Source organism: Streptomyces sp. NPDC031210, from assembly GCF_055570395.1.
Genome location: NZ_JBVIHH010000021.1, coordinates 39064 through 54527 on the forward strand (window position 1 = coordinate 39064; position 15464 = coordinate 54527).

Genomic DNA, 15464 nt, shown 5'->3' on the forward strand with positions numbered 1-15464 from the left:
ACTCGCTGTGGGGCCCACGCACATTGCGCCGCAACACCCCCTCCGTAGCGTCCTTCTCGTGCTGGAGATGACCGCCAGCACGGTCAACGTGGGGAAACGCAAGCGGATCGGAGGCGTCGAGATGGCGACCAGCGGCGGCAAGGTACTGGACTTCGAAGAGTACGTACGTACGCGGCAGGAGGCCCTGCTGCGCAGTGCGCGGCGCCTGGTGCCCGACCCGGTCGACGCCCAGGACCTGCTCCAGACGGCCCTCGTGCGCACCTACGGGCGCTGGGACGGCATAGCGGACAAGTCACTGGCGGACGCCTACCTCCGCCGCGTCATGATCAACACCCGGACGGAGTGGTGGCGCGCCCGCAAGCTGGAGGAAGTGCCCACCGAGCAGCTTCCCGACGCGAGCGTGGACGACGGCACCGAGCAGCGCGCCGACCGCGCCCTGCTGATGGACATCCTCGGCGTGCTGGCACCCAAGCAGCGCAGCGTCGTCGTCCTGCGACACTGGGAGCAGATGAGCACCGAGGAGACCGCGGCGGCACTGGGCATGTCCACGGGGACGGTCAAGAGCACGCTGCACCGGGCGCTGGCCCGGCTCCGCCAGGAGCTCGAAAGCCGTGACATCGACGCGCGGATGCTGGAGCGCGGCGAGCGGGAGCGGGAGCGGTGCGCGGCCTGATCCGCCGCGTATGCCCTCGCGCCCGGCGCGGGGCACCCGGCACGCCGCGGCACACAGCCCGGCGCGCGACAATCGCACAAGGAACAGCGGCGGGATCGGCGGCTGTGCGAGCAGCACGGTGAGCGGGAGCGGATTGTCCAGGAACAGGTTGCCCAAAGGCGGGTTGACCAAAGGCGGCGCGGCCACGGCGGGGGTGGCCGCCGTCGGCCTTTTGCTGGCCGGATGCAATCCCGGCGGCGAGGGCGTACGCACCGAGGGTGCGGCGAGCAGCACCGCGGCCCCCAAGGGCGCGGTGTCCTCCGCCCCCTCCCCCACCTCGTCGGCGCCCTACAAGAAGATCGACGCGGTAGCGCTGATGAAGGCCGACCCGAAGGTCGGCGACGACGTGAAGAAGTCGCTCGCCAAGCCGTGTTCGGCGCAGGAGTACCCGGTCGAGGTGACGTACGCGTCGCTGACCGGCGGCAAGTCCCCCGACGTCATCATCAACGTCATGACCTGCGCGGATTCCGTCGGCATCGGCTCCTACGTCTACCGCAGGCACGGCGGGTCGGGCGGCTCCTACGACAACGTGTTCGCCAACGAGCAGCCCTCGGTCTACGCCGGGGTCAGCAAGGGCGACCTCGAAGTCTCGAAGCAGACCTATGACACCGGCGACAAGGTGTGCTGTCCTTCGGGAGAGGATGTGATGACCTACCACTGGGCGGACGGTCGTTTCACCGAGACGCACAGCTATCACACCGACTACAGCAAGACCACCGTCGACGGCCCCGTGCCGGAGGACGGCACGGAACCGGAGGGTTGAGACAACCGCATGGCCGAGACCCATGTGCTCTTCGTCGAGGACGACGACGTCATCCGCGAAGCCACCCAGCTCGCCCTGGAGCGGGACGGCTTCACGGTCACCGCGATGCCCGACGGCCTCGCCGGCCTGGAGGCGTTCCGCGCCAACCGGCCCGACATCGCGCTGCTGGACGTGATGGTGCCCGGCCTCGACGGCGTCAGCCTGTGCCGCCGCATCCGCGACGACTCCACCGTCCCCGTGATCATGCTGTCGGCCCGCGCCGACTCCATCGACGTGGTGCTCGGCCTGGAGGCCGGCGCCGACGACTACGTCACCAAGCCGTTCGACGGCGCGGTGCTGGTCGCCCGTATCCGCGCCGTGCTGCGCCGCTTCGGGCACGCCAGCGGCCGCGACGGTGCGGGCGCCCGCGCCGCGGACGCGGCCGCGCCCGCCGAGGCCGTCCTGCGCTTCGGCGACCTGGAGGTCGACACCGAGGGCATGGAGGTCCGCAAGGGCGGCGAGAACGTCGCGCTGACGCCGACCGAGATGCGCCTGCTGCTGGAGTTCTCCGACGCACCCGGCACGGTCCTCTCGCGCGACCGGCTGCTGGAGCGGGTGTGGGACTACGGCTGGGGCGGGGACACCCGGGTCGTGGACGTCCACGTCCAGCGGTTGCGCGGCAAGATCGGCCAGGACCGGATCGAGACGGTCCGCGGCTTCGGATACAAGCTGAGAGGCTGAGTCCCGCGGTGGTCAGGCTGGCCCTGCGGACGGGTCTGAGATGGAAGCTCAGTGCCGCGATCGCGCTCGTCGGAGCGCTGGTCGCGATCGCGCTGAGCCTCGTCGTGCACAACGCCGCCCGCCGCTCGATGCTCGACAACAGCCGTGACGTGCAGATCGAGCGGCTCGGCATCAGCCAGAAGTTCTTCGAGTCGACCAACCGGCTCCAGTTCAACGCCAAGATCGACGACCCTTCGCTGCCGCAGCCGCTGCGCGACGAGGTCGCCAGGAACAAACGCGCCACCTACCTCCAGGACACCGGCGGCACCGCGCCCGAGGTGTGGGCGGCCTCCCCGCTCGGCAACGGCCGGGTGCTGTCCGTCCACGGCCGCTTCTTCGACCGGTTCGCCGTCCTCGACGACCTCGACGAGGCGCTGGTCATCGGCTCGACGGTGGTGGTCGGCTGCGGCTGCGCGCTGGGCGTGCTGGTCGGCGGCCGGCTCTCCAAGCGGCTGCGCAAGGCGGCCGCCGCCGCCGGGAAGCTCGCCGACGGCGACACCTCCGTCCGTATCCGCGACGAGGTGGGCGGCGGCCGGGTCCGCGACGAGACCGACGATCTGGCCTGGGCGGTGGACGCCATGTCCGACGCCCTCCAGCAGCGCCTGGAGGCCGAGCGCCGGGTCACCGCCGACATCGCGCACGAACTGCGCACGCCCGTCACCGGCCTGCTGACCGCCGCCGAGCTGCTGCCGCCCGGCCGCCCCTCGGAGCTGGTCCGCGACCGGGCACAGGCGATGCGGACGCTGGTCGAGGACGTCCTGGAAGTGGCCCGGCTCGACGGCTACGCCGAGCGCGCCGAACTCCAGGACGTCGCGCTCGGCGAGTTCGTCACCCGCCGCGTGCGCGCCCTCGACCCCGGCATCGCCGTCGATGTCGTACGCGACGCGGAGGTCACCACCGACCCGCGCCGCCTGGAACGCATCCTGGGCAACCTCATCGCCAACGCCGCCCGGCACGGCAAACCGCCCATCGAGGTCAGCGTCGAGGGCCGGGTGCTGCGGGTGCGCGACCACGGCCCGGGCTTTCCCGAGGCGCTGCTGCGCGAGGGCCCGAGCCGCTTCCGTACGGGCAGCAGCGACCGGGCGGGCCGCGGCCACGGCCTGGGCCTGACCATCGCCGCGGGCCAGGCCCGCGTCCTGGGCGCTCGGCTGACCTTCCGTAACGCCGACGAACTCACCGACGGCTCGACCGGCGCCGTCTCGGTGCTGTGGCTGCCCGAGAACGCGCCGACGAACACCGGCAGCTTCCCCGTCATCCACCTCCCGGACCGCTGACCGGTCCGGTTCCGCGCGCGCCACCGGGCCCGGGGCCGCCCCGCCTCACTCCGTCCACCGCTCGTCCACGCAGTCCCCCCACCCCATGTCGAGATCGAGCTGTTCGCGCCGCTGAATGAGCGCGAGGCGGTTGCCGGAGTCGTCGTGGAAGACCGCCTCGATGCCGTACGGCCGGTGCTGCGGCTCCTGGAGGAACTCCACGCCCCTGGCCCGGAGCGCGGCGTACTCGGTGAGCGCGTCGTCGGTGGCGAGCACGATGGTGCCCGTCAGACCCGCGCCGACCACCTGCCGCAGCGCCACCGCCGTCGGCTGGTCCATCCCCGGCGGACCCGGCACCGCCAAGGTCAGTTCCATGTCCGGCTGGGTCTTTGTGCCGACGGTCAGGCGCCGCCCGGCCTGCCCTTCCGCGCGCACATCCGCACGGACCTCCAGTCCCAGCTTCTCGGTGTAGAACTGCTTCGCCCGGTCCTGGTCTAGCACCCACACGGTGTGGCCGGCGATTCCTCTGATCATGGTCAGCTCCTTACGGTGTCCCGCCCTGCCACGGTAAGCAGGCGGCCCACCCCGGCGCTTGTCCACCACACCGCGAACGGCCCCCGGCTGGTGTGCCGGGGGCCGTTTCGCGCGCGAGGGTGCTGTCAGACGGTCAGGAGGGCGCCGTCGACCGTTAGGCGGACGCCGTCGGACGGTCAGACGGACTCGGTCACCGCCGTACGGTCCGCGGCGGCTTCCTTGCCCTGCGGGCCGCCGGGCTGCGCGGCCGGACCGCCGCGCAGCGGCACCTCCTTGAGGAACCAGGCCGCGGCGAAGCCGATGACGCTGACCACGGCGCCCCACACGAAGACGTGGTGGGTGCCGGTGGCGACCGCGTGGGAGTACGCGTCCTTGATCACCGGCGGCAGCTTGGCCAGGCTCTTGGGGTCCATCTGGGCTCCGCCGCTGGTCAGCTTGTCACCGGCCGCACCGATCCGCTCGGCCATCGTGGACTGCACCTGGTGGGTGAAGATCGCACCGAAGATCGCGACGCCGAAGGAGCCGCCGATCGTACGGAAGAGGGTGGCGGAGGAGGAACCGACGCCCATGTCCTTCATCTCGACGCTGTTCTGCGCGATCAGCATGGTGGTCTGCATCAAGAAGCCCATGCCGGCGCCGAGCACCGCCATGTAGACGCCCGAGGTGAAGCGGGTGGTGTCGGTGTCCATCAGGGACAGCAGTGCCAGGCCCGCGGTGATCAGCCCGCCGCCGACCACCACGAAGACCTTGTATTTGCCCGACTGCGTGGTGACCCGGCCCGCGAACAGCGAGACGGCCATCATCGCGAGCAGCATCGGCAGGAGCAGCAGCCCGGAGTTGGTGGCGGAGGCGCCCTGCACGGTCTGCTGGAACAGCGGCAGGAACGTCATCGACCCGAACATCACGAAGCCGACCAGGAAACCGATGAGGGTGACGACCGAGAAGTTGCCGTTCCGGAAGATGTGCAGCGGCAGCACCGGCTCGCTGACCTTGCGCTCCACCAGGACGAAGAGCCCGAGCGCGACGACGCCGAGGACGGCCAGGCCGATGATCTGGGCCGAGAGCCAGGCGTACTCGGTGCCACCCCAGGTGGTGATCAGCACCAGCGAGGTGATGCCGACGGTCAGCAGCGCCGCGCCGACGTAGTCGATCCGGGCCTGCGCACGCTTCTTGGGCAGGTGCAACACCGCCGTCACCATGATCAGGGCGACCGCGCCGAGCGGGAGGTTGATGTAGAAGCTCCAGCGCCAGCCGAGGTGGTCGGTGATGGTGCCGCCGACCAGCGGGCCGCCGATCATCGCGACCGCCATGACGCCGGCCATCATGCCCTGGTACTTGCCGCGCTCACGCGGCGGGATGAGGTCGCCGATGATCGCCATGACGCCGACCATCAGACCGCCCGCGCCCAGTCCCTGGACCGCGCGGAAGCCGATCAACTGCCCCATGTCCTGGGCCATGCCGGAGAGCACGGAGCCGATCAGGAAGAGGACGATGGAGGTCAGGAAGACGCCCTTGCGCCCGTACATGTCGCCGAGCTTGCCCCAGATGGGCGTCGACGCGGCGGTGGCGAGTGTGTAGGCGGTGACCACCCAGGACAGGTGCTCCAGACCGCCCAGTTCGCCGACGATGGTCGGCATGGCCGTGCCGACGATCATGTTGTCCAGCATCGCGAGCAACATCGCGATCATCAGCGCGAAGAGCACCACCCGCACCCCGGCAGGCTGCCTGCCCGGTTTCTGCGCCGGTTTGTGTCCGTCCCCCGCTGGGGTCGCGTTCTTCTGCGACATCCCCATCACTCCCACTTACTTGCCGACCGGCTAGTTCAGTACAGTGATGAAGGTAAGGCCGCAACTAGCCGGGCGTCAAGTAAGTTAATCGGGGCGGCCCCCCGGGCCGGCATCGACAACGCAGGAGAGCACGATGAGCACACCGCAACCGCGCAGGCGCGACACCCGCCAGCGCATTCAGGACGTCGCTCTGGAGCTGTTCTCCGAACGCGGCTACGACAAGACCTCGCTGCGGGAGATCGCCGAACAGCTCGATGTCACCAAGGCGGCGCTCTACTACCACTTCAAGACCAAGGAAGACATCGTCGTCAGCCTGCTCCACGACCTGTGCAGGCCCATCGACGAACTGATCGTCTGGGCGCAGGAGCAGCCCCGCACCCTGGAGACCAAGCAGGAGGTGATCCGCCGCTACAGCGAATCACTGCGCTCCGCCGAACCCCTCTTCCGCTTCATGCAGGAAAACCAGGCCGCCGTACGCGACCTGAGCATCGGTGAATCCTTCAAGGAGCGGATGCTCGCCCTTTTCGAGCTGCTCAAGGAGCCGGACGCGGAACTGGCGGATCAGGTGCGCTGCATCACCGCGCTGTTCTCCATGCACGCGGGCATGTTCGCCATGCAGAACGTGACGGGCGACCCCGAGGAAAAGCGCGCGGCCATCCTCGAGGTCGCCACAGAGCTGGTCACGGCGGCCAACCCGCCGGGCCGCCGGCCAGCATGACCGGATTCAGCTCAGACGGTGTCGCCGTGAGCCCGCAGGAATCCGGTCGGCTCTATGCCGGTCCCGTAGTTGGGGCCGGTGCGGACCTCGAAGTGCAGGTGCGGGCCGGTCGAGTTGCCGGTGCTGCCCGACTGGCCGACCTGCTGGCCGGTGGCGACCCGCTGACCGATGTGGACCTGGATCTTTGAGAGGTGCGCGTACTGGGTGTACGTGCCGCCGTCGTGCTTGATCACGATGGCGTTGCCGTACGCCGGGCCGTCGCCGCCACCGTTGGGGCCGGCCTTGACGACGGTGCCCTTGTGGACGGACTTGACCGGGGTGCCGGTCGGCACGACGAAGTCCTGGCCACTGTGGTTGTGCGACCAGTGGCTGCCGGCCAGACCGAAGGTCGACCCGAGGACGTACTTGTCGACCGGCTTGTCCCAGCCGTTCGCCTTCTTCGCGGCGGCCTGCTTGGCCTGCTGCGCGGCCGCCTTGGCCTTGGCGGCGGCCTGCTTGGCCTCGGCGGCGGCCTTGGCCTGCGCGTCGGCCTGCGCGGTGACCGTCGGGCCGACATTCGAGGTGAGGCTCATCAGGCCCGAGTCGGCCGCGTGGGCGGCACCGGCGCCGAGCGCCACGGACACGCCGAGACCGGCGGCGACAACAGCGCCGCTGGTGCGCAGAGCGGACTTCTTCGAATGACGGATGGCGGCGAACTTGAGCATGCGGGTTTGACCTCCGGAAAGAAATGGGACCCGGCTGCGGACCGGTATAGCCATTCCTTGGTAACCCGCATTCGCCACCCCGCCAAGGCCCCTTTCTACTACCCCACGCCGTAACAACCCCCACCCCAAGCCCCCACCGGCGATACCCCACCCCTCCCCTACAAAACACCCAAAACCCCCTCGCCCACCCCTCACCCAACTCCCCGCCAAACCCCCTCTGACCTGCCCTTAACCCCCTCCGCCCACCACCCCACCCGCACCCCGCCCCACCCCCTCGCCCCACCCCCCACTCCGACGATCCACACCCTCCCCTGCCGACCACACCCCCTCCGCTATTTCCTTTAGTAGGCAGGAAATCGCTGTGCGGCATGTCACCGCTCAATAAGATCCAATCCCGTGCGGCCGGGCCTTTTGAGCCGGCACCCGGGACCAAAGCCCTTTGTGACGCGGATTACGAAGCGGCGGATAACGTGTGACGCGGGCTACTCGAAATGCCGAGGATATGTGACCGGCATTACTCAATTCGACCGGCGCGATGTTTCTCGGGGCGCGGGGGCGCGGGGGCGCGGGGGCGCGGGGGCGCGGGGGGCAGGGGGCACGGGGCCGGGCGGGCGCGGGGTGGGACGGTCTATCGGCGGCGGGCAGGAGCGGACGGCCGCAGCGGCGCCGTGGAAGCCGTACGGGCACCTCGGGCGCCCAGGGGGCCGCGACGGTGCCTGTCCACAGCACATCGCCCGCCCAGCACCGTCAGCGCCCCGTACGGCCCCCTCAGCGCCCTCAGCGCCGCAAGAGTGTGCGGTGCGGCAGTCCCCGGGCGCCCGCCCCCACCCACCCGCCTCCCCACGGCACAAACAACACTGCCCCGGAACCGTGGGAGACGGTTCCGGGGCAGTGCCGGGTGGAGCGCGGAGCGCGGCCTTGTGGGGGCCTGGGCTAGGCGTCCTTGCTCAGGTTCGTCGAGCCCGAGCCGCCGGCGGTGGACTCGATCGGCGGGGCGTCCGGCAGGGCCGACTTCTCCTCGCCGCGGAAGGTGAACTTGGCGGCCTCACCCTCGCCCTCGACATCGACGACCACGATGTGGCCCGGGCGCAGCTCGCTGAAGAGGATCTTCTCCGAGAGCGCGTCCTCGATCTCGCGCTGGATGGTCCGGCGCAGCGGACGGGCGCCGAGCACCGGGTCGTACCCGCGCTTGGCGAGCAGCGACTTGGCCTCGCCGCTGAGCTCCAGGCCCATGTCGCGGTCCTTGAGCCGCTCGTCCACCTTGGCGATCATGAGGTCGACGATCTGGATGATGTCTTCCTCGGTGAGCTGGTGGAAGACGACGGTGTCGTCGACACGGTTGAGGAACTCGGGGCGGAAGTGCTGCTTGAGCTCTTCGTTGACCTTGTTCTTCATCCGCTCGTAGCTGGACTTGGTGTCGCCCTGGGCGGCGAAGCCCAGGTTGAAGCCCTTGGAGATGTCCCGGGTGCCGAGGTTGGTCGTCATGATGATGACCGTGTTCTTGAAGTCGACGACCCGGCCCTGGGAGTCGGTCAGGCGACCGTCTTCCAGAATCTGCAGCAGCGAGTTGAAGATGTCCGGGTGGGCCTTCTCGACCTCGTCGAAGAGCACCACGGAGAACGGCTTGCGGCGCACCTTCTCGGTGAGCTGGCCGCCCTCTTCGTAGCCGACGTAGCCGGGAGGCGAACCGAACAGCCGCGAGACGGTGTGCTTCTCGCTGAACTCCGACATGTCGAGGGAGATCAGGGCGTCCTCGTCACCGAAGAGGAATTCGGCGAGGGTCTTGGACAGCTCCGTCTTACCGACACCGGACGGGCCCGCGAAGATGAACGAGCCGCCGGGGCGCTTGGGGTCCTTCAGACCCGCACGCGTACGCCGGATGGCCTGGGAGAGCGCCTTGATGGCGTCCTTCTGGCCGATGACGCGCTTGTGCAGCTCGTCCTCCATGCGCAGCAGACGCGAGGACTCCTCCTCGGTGAGCTTGAAGACCGGGATGCCGGTGGCCGTCGCCAGGACCTCGGCGATCAGCTCCTCGTCCACCTCGGCGACGACGTCCATGTCGCCGGCCTTCCACTCCTTCTCCCGCTTCGCCTTCGCGGCCAGGAGCTGCTTCTCCTTGTCGCGCAGGCCCGCGGCCATCTCGAAGTCCTGCGAGTCGATCGCGGACTCCTTCTCCCGGCGCACGTCGGCGATCTTCTCGTCGAACTCGCGGAGGTCCGGCGGCGCGGTCATCCGGCGGATACGCATCCGGGAGCCGGCCTCGTCGATCAGGTCGATCGCCTTGTCCGGCAGGAAGCGGTCGGAGATGTAGCGGTCGGCGAGGGTGGCCGCCGCGACCAGCGCGGAGTCCGTGATGGACACGCGGTGGTGCGCTTCGTAGCGGTCCCGCAGGCCCTTGAGGATCTCGATGGTGTGCGGCAGCGACGGCTCCGCGACCTGGATGGGCTGGAAGCGGCGCTCCAGGGCCGCGTCCTTCTCCAGGTGCTTGCGGTACTCGTCGAGCGTGGTGGCGCCGATGGTCTGCAGCTCACCTCGCGCCAGCATCGGCTTGAGGATGCTCGCGGCGTCGATCGCGCCCTCGGCGGCGCCCGCACCCACCAGGGTGTGGAGCTCGTCGATGAACAGGATGATGTCGCCGCGGGTGCGGATCTCCTTGAGGACCTTCTTCAGGCGCTCTTCGAAGTCACCGCGGTAGCGGGAGCCGGCGACCAGGGCACCGAGGTCGAGGGTGTAGAGGTGCTTGTCCTTGAGGGTCTCGGGCACCTCGCCCTTGACGATGGCCTGCGCCAGGCCCTCGACGACCGCCGTCTTGCCGACGCCGGGCTCGCCGATGAGGACCGGGTTGTTCTTGGTGCGGCGGGACAGCACCTGCATGACCCGCTCGATTTCCTTCTCGCGCCCGATGACCGGGTCGAGCTTGGTCTCCCGGGCGGCCTGCGTCAGGTTGCGGCCGAACTGGTCCAGGACCAGGGACGTCGAGGGCGTGCCCTCGGCGGGGCCGCCGGCGGTGGCGGCTTCCTTGCCCTGGTAGCCGGAGAGCAACTGGATGACCTGCTGCCGCACCCGGTTGAGATCGGCGCCCAGCTTCACCAGGACCTGGGCGGCGACGCCCTCGCCCTCGCGGATCAGGCCGAGCAGGATGTGCTCCGTACCGATGTAGTTGTGGCCGAGCTGGAGGGCCTCGCGGAGCGACAGCTCCAGGACCTTCTTGGCACGGGGGGTGAAGGGGATGTGCCCGGACGGAGCCTGCTGCCCCTGCCCGATGATCTCCTCCACCTGCTGGCGGACCGCCTCGAGCGAAATCCCGAGGCTCTCCAGGGCCTTAGCGGCGACACCCTCACCCTCATGGATCAGGCCCAGGAGGATGTGCTCGGTGCCGATGTAGTTGTGGTTGAGCATCCGGGCTTCTTCCTGAGCCAGGACGACAACCCGCCGCGCGCGGTCGGTGAACCTCTCGAACATCGTTAATCGCTCCTCAGAGCGGTCAGGCAGTTAGGGGTCGGTCCCCTCCCTGTCCTTCCGCATGCTAGTCCCGTGGGACGGGACAGCTCATTCCAACTGCCGACATCCGTCCGGATCACCCCCGCCTCCGCGGGGAAACTTCCTGCCGAACAGCCGACTACTGCTCCAACCCGATGGTGCGAGACGATGTTCCCGCAGGCCAGGCATATACGCCCTCCGCCACTACGCCCGTGGCGAACGCGGCCTTTGTCGACACGCCCGTCCGTCGCCCGCCGTCAGGCCGGGCGACGCGAATAGCGCGCGGTCACACCGTTTTTTCCCGTTGTGAATGTCTTACCCCCGGCCACTGACACTCCATGCGGCGCGGACCCCATCCATCCGCTACGGGCGAACATCCGCACGCCGAGCAATGCCCCCGCACGCCCCTTGCGAGGCAACGGTACGTATCCACCGCCCAACACAGCGTAACTTCCCGGTGTTTCGGGAGTTGCACCGGGTATGGCCCGCGCCCTTCCGCGACCCCGTACCCCCCTTGCCACCGTCCGCCGGTGGTACGAGGAGGAGATGGGCTGGCCGACCACCGGCACGGAGCCCGTCGAGCTGCTGACGGGCCTGCGTTTCGACGTCCTGGAGATGCCGGCCGACGCGGGCCGCGCCGTAGTGCGGCGGCTGCCGCCCACCGGCCCGGTGGCTCTCCTGCGGACCGTGCGCCCGGCCTACGGCGCGCACGGCCCCCGCCGGGCGGATCACGGCGCGCGGACGGCGCCGGGGCCCGCGAGCGGCGCGATTTCCTCCGTCGACCGGCCGAAATTGCTCGTGCTGATCGCGGCCGGGGGCGCGGAGGAACTCCCCGGAATCCTGCAATGGCTGGAGTGGGGTGATCTCGCCCCGGATCTCACGGCCCGGGGGGCCGGTGACCGGATGCCCGCGCCGGCGTTCCCCACGTCGGCCGGTCCCGGGTTCCCGTGGCTCGCGGACTTCCCCGGGGGGCCGTCAGCGGGCGGATTCGGCGCGCGGGAGGCCGCGAGTTGGCTGCGGCCTCCCGAGCCCGGGTGCGAGGCGGGGAATTCCTTGCCCACCACGGGGTTCGGGGCAGGAATCGGGGACGGTGGGGGCGCCCCCGACCTCGTGCGACTCGTGAGCGCGGCGGCGACGGAATGCCACCGGGCCCGGCTGCTGCGTGCTCGTAATGCCCGATCGGATCGCGCGAGAGGCGATCAGCCGTTGGCCTTCTCGTATGCCTCGCGAATGTCGGCGGGGACGCGGCCGCGGTCATTGACGTTGTAGCCGTTCTCCTTCGCCCACGCGCGCACCTTGGCGGTGTCCTGGCTGCCACCGGAAGCCGCACGCGCCTTGCCACGGCCAGAAGAAGCGCGCCCGCCCGTACGACGGCCGGCCTTCACGAAGTCCGCGAGCGACTCGCGCAGCTTCTCGGCGTTCGCGGTGGTGAGGTCGATCTCGTAGGACTTGCCGTCGAGAGAGAACGTCACGGTCTCGTCGGCCTCGCCGCCGTCGAGGTCGTCGACAAGAAGAACCTGAACCTTCTGTGCCACCGGGTTTCCCTTTCATCGAATGTGGATTACGACGGAAAGCAAACCGCTTTTCCGGGAAAAACACAAACCCTTGGGTAGGGTTCAGTTGCCCGCGGACCGGGGAACGCATGGTCGCTCCCCACGGTATAGGGGAGCGATTCGGACATAGAACACTGATCAGAGGTGCAGAAGCATCCGACTGTTACCCAGGGTGTTCGGCTTCACTCGTTCGAGGCCCAGGAACTCGGCAACGCCCTCGTCATAGGAACGCAGCAGCTCGCTGTAGACATCACCGTCTACGGGAGTCTCGCCGATCTCCACGAAGCCGTGCTTGACGAAGAAGTCGACTTCGAAGGTGAGACAGAAAATGCGCCGGACTCCGAGCCAGCGCGCGGTGCGCAGCAGCTTGTCGAGGACCTGGTGACCGACGCCGGCGCCCTTGAGCTGCGGGTCCACGGCCAGGGTGCGTACCTCTGCCAGGTCTTCCCACATGACGTGGAGTGCTCCGCAGCCGACCACCTCGGCGTCTTCGTCGCGTTCGGCGACCCAGAACTCCTGGATGTCCTCGTAAAGCGTGACGGTGGCTTTGTCGAGCAGGATGCCGTCGGGTGAGTAGGAGTCGACGAGGCGGCGGATGGCCGGAACATCGCTGGTCCTGGCGCGGCGGACGGTGAGCCCTTTTGAATGCGGAGGCATGCCGGGACGCTATCGCTCCGCGCCGGAGGCGCCCGCCCCGGGTTCACCGCCTTCGGCGGCCGGGCCTTCCGCGGCCGCTTCGGGCGCCTCTTGGGGCATCTCCTGCTCTGAACTGCGGAGGGCCGTCTCCTGGGCCGGCGCGGCGGTTTCCGCGGGTTCGGCGGGCTCGTCCGCCTGCACCATCCGTACGGCGTCGCGCAGTGCGTGGCGCTGTTCCGGCGACATCATGCCGAAGAAGGCGACAAGAGCGGCCGCGGGGTTGTCACTGGCGGACCATGCCTCGTTCATCAGTGCGGCCGAGTAGGCGGCGCGGGTGGAGACCGCTTCATATCGATAGGCGCGGCCTTCCGCTTCTCGGCGCACCCAGCCCTTCTGGTGAAGGTTGTCCAATACGGTCATGACCGTCGTGTAGGCGATCGATCGTTCCTTCTGGAGATCTTCCAGGACTTCTCGAACGGTGACCGGGCGGTTCCACTCCCAGACCCGCGTCATGACCGCGTCTTCCAGATCACCCAAGCGTCTCGGCACACAAGAAGAATAGTGGGAGATGTCTCGAATGTCGGCTGATCTCGACTGATCTCGCGGGATTTGTGCCGGAAAAAGGATGTACGGCCCGGGACGGTCAATCCCGGGCCGTACGAAGTGCGCGTCACCGCCGCAATGGCGGGGGCCGGTCAGACGCCGTGCGCCTCGGGCGACCGGCGCGCGGACTCGCCTCGGAGGGCCGCGTCGACGGCGGCGTCTTCCTTGGCCTTGTTCGCGCCGCCCTGGCTCTTGACGATGGTGACGATCAGAGCGCTGAAGGCGACGGCCATCACTACGGGCGGAAGCAGCGCTGCGACGTAATCCATGGCGTGGGGCCTCCTTGGGACGTGAGGTTTCCAGAGTACGCAGCGCGTCAGGCGGTGCGGCTCTCGGGGGGCGGCGCGGGCTTGCGGCGCGGCGGGAAGACCTCGCCCGGCGTGGGGACGGGGCGGTCCGGCCGCTGGGGCTGCGGCCGGCGCGGCGGGGGCTCGGGCCGGGGCTCCGGTCGGGGCTTGGGCTCGGGGGGCGGCTCCGGCTCGCGGCGCGGCTCGTCACCGGCGGACCGGCCGCCGGGCAGGGCGCGCAGCCGGGCGCGTACGGAGTGCTCGGCGAGCTCCTCGCAGTGGCGCAGCAGCGCGCCGCGGCGCTCGCGCTCGGCCGCGGTGGTGCGGCCGCGGCCGGTCAGGGAGCGCAGGGCGGCGAGGTCGTCGGGGACGGGGACGTAGCCGGCCGCCAGGGCCTCGTTGAGCTGCGCGAGGTAGCCGGCGGCCGAGCCGGGCAGGGCTTCGCGGTAGCGGGCGAGGTCGGCGAGCAGGAAGGCGCGCAGCCGGCCGCCTTCGCGGACGGCCTCGTCCACCGCCTCGGCCAGCCGGAGGTACTCCTGGATGCCCTCGGACCGGTCCGGGCCGAGGGCGGCGAGCGGGGCGGGGTGGGACGTCGACTGCAGGGCATGGGCGAGGGCGCGACGGAGCACACGCAACTCATCGGCGCTGAACGCCATGCCGCCGCGGGATCCGTATGGCATAGGCATGCCGTGACTTTACGACCGTTTCGGACAAAAGCGGCTTAATTGGCAACCGGTGGCGCGGCAGCGCGCCGCGCCACCGGGGCGTACGCGAAAGGGGCGCCGCCGGGGCGCGTGAGAGCGGGCGCCGCCGGGGCGCACGGACAAGGGGCCCGCCATCGCGCGCCCCCTGAGCCACGACCTGTGGCCTACGGCCTACGACCGGGCGATGTTCCGCTCGTAGACCAGCCGCAGGCCGATCAGGGTCAGCCACGGCTCGTGCTCGTCGATGACCGAGGACTCGCCGAGGACCATCGGCGCCAGCCCGCCGGTGGCGATGACGGTGACCTCTTCGGGGTCGTCGGCAAGCTCCCGCGCCATCCGCTGCACCACGCCGTCCACCTGGCCGGTGAAGCCGTAGAGGATGCCGGACTGCATCGCCTCGACGGTGTTCTTGCCGATGACGCTGCGCGGCCGGGCGAGTTCGATCTTGCGGAGCTGGGCACCCTTGACGCCCAGCGCGTCCACCGAGATCTCGATGCCCGGCGCGATCACCCCGCCGACGTATTCGCCGCGCGCGCTGACCGCGTCGAAGGTGGTGGCCGTACCGAAGTCGACGACGACCGCCGGCCCGCCGTACAGCTCGACCGCCGCCAGCGCGTTGATGATCCGGTCCGCGCCGACCTCCTTGGGGTTGTCCATGAGGATCGGCACGCCCGTCTTGACGCCCGGCTCCACCAGGACGGCGGGGACGTCCCCGTAGTAGCGGCGGGTGACCTCGCGCAGTTCGTGCAGGACCGAGGGGACGGTGGAGCAGATGGAGATGCCCTCGATGCCGTCGCCCAGCTCCTCCCCCAGGAGGGGGTGCATGCCCATCAGGCCCTGGAGGAGGACGGCGAGTTCGTCGGCGGTGCGGCGGGCGTCGGTGGAGATCCGCCAGTGCTCGACGATCTCTTCGCCGTCGAAGAGGCCCAGAACGGTGTGGGTGTTGCCCACGTCAATGGTCAGCAGCATGG

The 15464-nt window shown here is 69.7% G+C and carries 16 protein-coding genes; 6 read left to right on the forward strand and 10 right to left on the reverse strand.

Annotation, left to right across the window (positions count from 1 at the left end):
- Positions 1-67 precede the first annotated feature (67 nt).
- The 4 genes from ACZ45Z_RS29910 (at position 68) to cseC (ending at position 3508) form a co-directional block, all read left to right on the forward strand.
- The gene (locus tag ACZ45Z_RS29910; protein ID WP_468369055.1) at positions 68-673 is read left to right on the forward strand and encodes a SigE family RNA polymerase sigma factor; all 606 of its coding nucleotides are present in this window, start codon (positions 68-70) and stop codon (positions 671-673) included.
- A 163-nt stretch (positions 674-836) separates the two neighbouring features.
- A complete protein-coding gene (locus tag ACZ45Z_RS29915; protein WP_468368936.1) occupies positions 837-1475 on the forward strand; it encodes a hypothetical protein in 639 nt (212 codons plus the stop codon).
- A 9-nt stretch (positions 1476-1484) separates the two neighbouring features.
- Entirely contained in the window at positions 1485-2195 is a 711-nt protein-coding gene (gene cseB / locus ACZ45Z_RS29920) for a two-component system response regulator CseB (RefSeq protein WP_468368940.1), read from the forward strand.
- An 8-nt stretch (positions 2196-2203) separates the two neighbouring features.
- The gene (gene cseC / locus ACZ45Z_RS29925) at positions 2204-3508 is read left to right on the forward strand and encodes a two-component system sensor histidine kinase CseC (protein ID WP_468368943.1); all 1305 of its coding nucleotides are present in this window, start codon (positions 2204-2206) and stop codon (positions 3506-3508) included.
- A 45-nt stretch (positions 3509-3553) separates the two neighbouring features.
- Here the strand turns inward: cseC and ACZ45Z_RS29930 are convergent, their stop codons facing one another.
- Both ACZ45Z_RS29930 and ACZ45Z_RS29935 read right to left on the reverse strand, forming a co-directional pair.
- On the reverse strand, positions 3554-4021 hold the full coding sequence (locus ACZ45Z_RS29930) for a VOC family protein (RefSeq protein WP_468368946.1): 468 nt from the start codon (positions 4019-4021) through the stop codon (positions 3554-3556).
- Positions 4022-4197: 176 nt separating this feature from the next.
- Complete coding sequence (locus tag ACZ45Z_RS29935; RefSeq protein WP_468368949.1) at positions 4198-5814, reverse strand: MDR family MFS transporter; 1617 nt, start codon at positions 5812-5814, stop codon at positions 4198-4200.
- A 127-nt stretch (positions 5815-5941) separates the two neighbouring features.
- Here ACZ45Z_RS29935 and ACZ45Z_RS29940 point away from each other — a divergent pair, with 127 nt between their 5' ends.
- Positions 5942-6526 carry a TetR/AcrR family transcriptional regulator gene (locus ACZ45Z_RS29940; protein WP_468368951.1) on the forward strand — a complete coding sequence of 195 codons (585 nt, stop codon included), beginning with the start codon at positions 5942-5944 and terminating at the stop codon, positions 6524-6526.
- Between the two features lie 11 nt (positions 6527-6537).
- Here the strand turns inward: ACZ45Z_RS29940 and ACZ45Z_RS29945 are convergent, their stop codons facing one another.
- Together ACZ45Z_RS29945 and ACZ45Z_RS29950 are read right to left on the reverse strand one after the other, a co-directional pair.
- Complete coding sequence (locus ACZ45Z_RS29945) at positions 6538-7230, reverse strand: M23 family metallopeptidase (RefSeq protein ID WP_468368954.1); 693 nt, start codon at positions 7228-7230, stop codon at positions 6538-6540.
- A 933-nt stretch (positions 7231-8163) separates the two neighbouring features.
- Entirely contained in the window at positions 8164-10692 is a 2529-nt protein-coding gene (locus tag ACZ45Z_RS29950) for an ATP-dependent Clp protease ATP-binding subunit (RefSeq protein WP_468368957.1), read from the reverse strand.
- 564 nt (positions 10693-11256) lie between these two features.
- Between ACZ45Z_RS29950 and ACZ45Z_RS29955 the strand changes: the two genes are divergently transcribed.
- Positions 11257-11979, forward strand: a complete 723-nt coding sequence (locus ACZ45Z_RS29955) for an SCO3374 family protein (protein ID WP_468368959.1) — start codon at positions 11257-11259, stop codon at positions 11977-11979.
- Here the strand turns inward: ACZ45Z_RS29955 and ACZ45Z_RS29960 are convergent.
- The 6 genes from ACZ45Z_RS29960 to ACZ45Z_RS29985 form a co-directional block, all read right to left on the reverse strand.
- Positions 11910-12245 (reverse strand): histone-like nucleoid-structuring protein Lsr2, encoded by a 336-nt coding sequence (locus tag ACZ45Z_RS29960; RefSeq protein WP_468368961.1) that lies wholly within the window; start codon positions 12243-12245, stop codon positions 11910-11912. The two genes, ACZ45Z_RS29955 and ACZ45Z_RS29960, sit on opposite strands and share 70 nt — an antisense overlap.
- Before the next feature lie 156 nt (positions 12246-12401).
- Complete coding sequence (locus ACZ45Z_RS29965; protein WP_468368963.1) at positions 12402-12920, reverse strand: amino-acid N-acetyltransferase; 519 nt, start codon at positions 12918-12920, stop codon at positions 12402-12404.
- Positions 12921-12929: 9 nt separating this feature from the next.
- Entirely contained in the window at positions 12930-13412 is a 483-nt protein-coding gene (locus ACZ45Z_RS29970; RefSeq protein ID WP_468369057.1) for a BlaI/MecI/CopY family transcriptional regulator, read from the reverse strand.
- Between the two features lie 182 nt (positions 13413-13594).
- On the reverse strand, positions 13595-13771 hold the full coding sequence (locus tag ACZ45Z_RS29975) for a hypothetical protein (protein WP_468368965.1): 177 nt from the start codon (positions 13769-13771) through the stop codon (positions 13595-13597).
- A gap of 47 nt (positions 13772-13818) precedes the next feature.
- A complete protein-coding gene (locus ACZ45Z_RS29980) occupies positions 13819-14475 on the reverse strand; it encodes a hypothetical protein (protein ID WP_468368967.1) in 657 nt (218 codons plus the stop codon).
- Positions 14476-14664: 189 nt separating this feature from the next.
- Entirely contained in the window at positions 14665-15462 is a 798-nt protein-coding gene (locus tag ACZ45Z_RS29985) for a type III pantothenate kinase (RefSeq protein ID WP_468368969.1), read from the reverse strand.
- Positions 15463-15464: the final 2 nt, after the last annotated feature.

Bases quoted from the DNA above. Each gene is read 5' to 3' on its own strand.
- ACZ45Z_RS29910 (WP_468369055.1), top strand. From the start codon at position 68: ATGACCGCCAGCACGGTCAACGTGGGGAAACGCAAGCGGATCGGAGGC.
- cseB (WP_468368940.1), top strand. From the start codon at position 1,485: ATGGCCGAGACCCATGTGCTCTTCGTCGAGGACGACGACGTCATCCGC.
- ACZ45Z_RS29930 (WP_468368946.1), bottom strand. From the start codon at position 4,021: ATGATCAGAGGAATCGCCGGCCACACCGTGTGGGTGCTAGACCAGGAC.
- ACZ45Z_RS29935 (WP_468368949.1), bottom strand. From the start codon at position 5,814: ATGGGGATGTCGCAGAAGAACGCGACCCCAGCGGGGGACGGACACAAA.
- ACZ45Z_RS29940 (WP_468368951.1), top strand. From the start codon at position 5,942: ATGAGCACACCGCAACCGCGCAGGCGCGACACCCGCCAGCGCATTCAG.
- ACZ45Z_RS29945 (WP_468368954.1), bottom strand. From the start codon at position 7,230: ATGCTCAAGTTCGCCGCCATCCGTCATTCGAAGAAGTCCGCTCTGCGC.
- ACZ45Z_RS29950 (WP_468368957.1), bottom strand. From the start codon at position 10,692: ATGTTCGAGAGGTTCACCGACCGCGCGCGGCGGGTTGTCGTCCTGGCT.
- ACZ45Z_RS29955 (WP_468368959.1), top strand. From the start codon at position 11,257: ATGGGCTGGCCGACCACCGGCACGGAGCCCGTCGAGCTGCTGACGGGC.
- ACZ45Z_RS29965 (WP_468368963.1), bottom strand. From the start codon at position 12,920: ATGCCTCCGCATTCAAAAGGGCTCACCGTCCGCCGCGCCAGGACCAGC.
- ACZ45Z_RS29970 (WP_468369057.1), bottom strand. From the start codon at position 13,412: ATGACGCGGGTCTGGGAGTGGAACCGCCCGGTCACCGTTCGAGAAGTC.
- ACZ45Z_RS29975 (WP_468368965.1), bottom strand. From the start codon at position 13,771: ATGGATTACGTCGCAGCGCTGCTTCCGCCCGTAGTGATGGCCGTCGCC.
- ACZ45Z_RS29980 (WP_468368967.1), bottom strand. From the start codon at position 14,475: ATGCCTATGCCATACGGATCCCGCGGCGGCATGGCGTTCAGCGCCGAT.
- ACZ45Z_RS29985 (WP_468368969.1), bottom strand. From the start codon at position 15,462: ATGCTGCTGACCATTGACGTGGGCAACACCCACACCGTTCTGGGCCTC.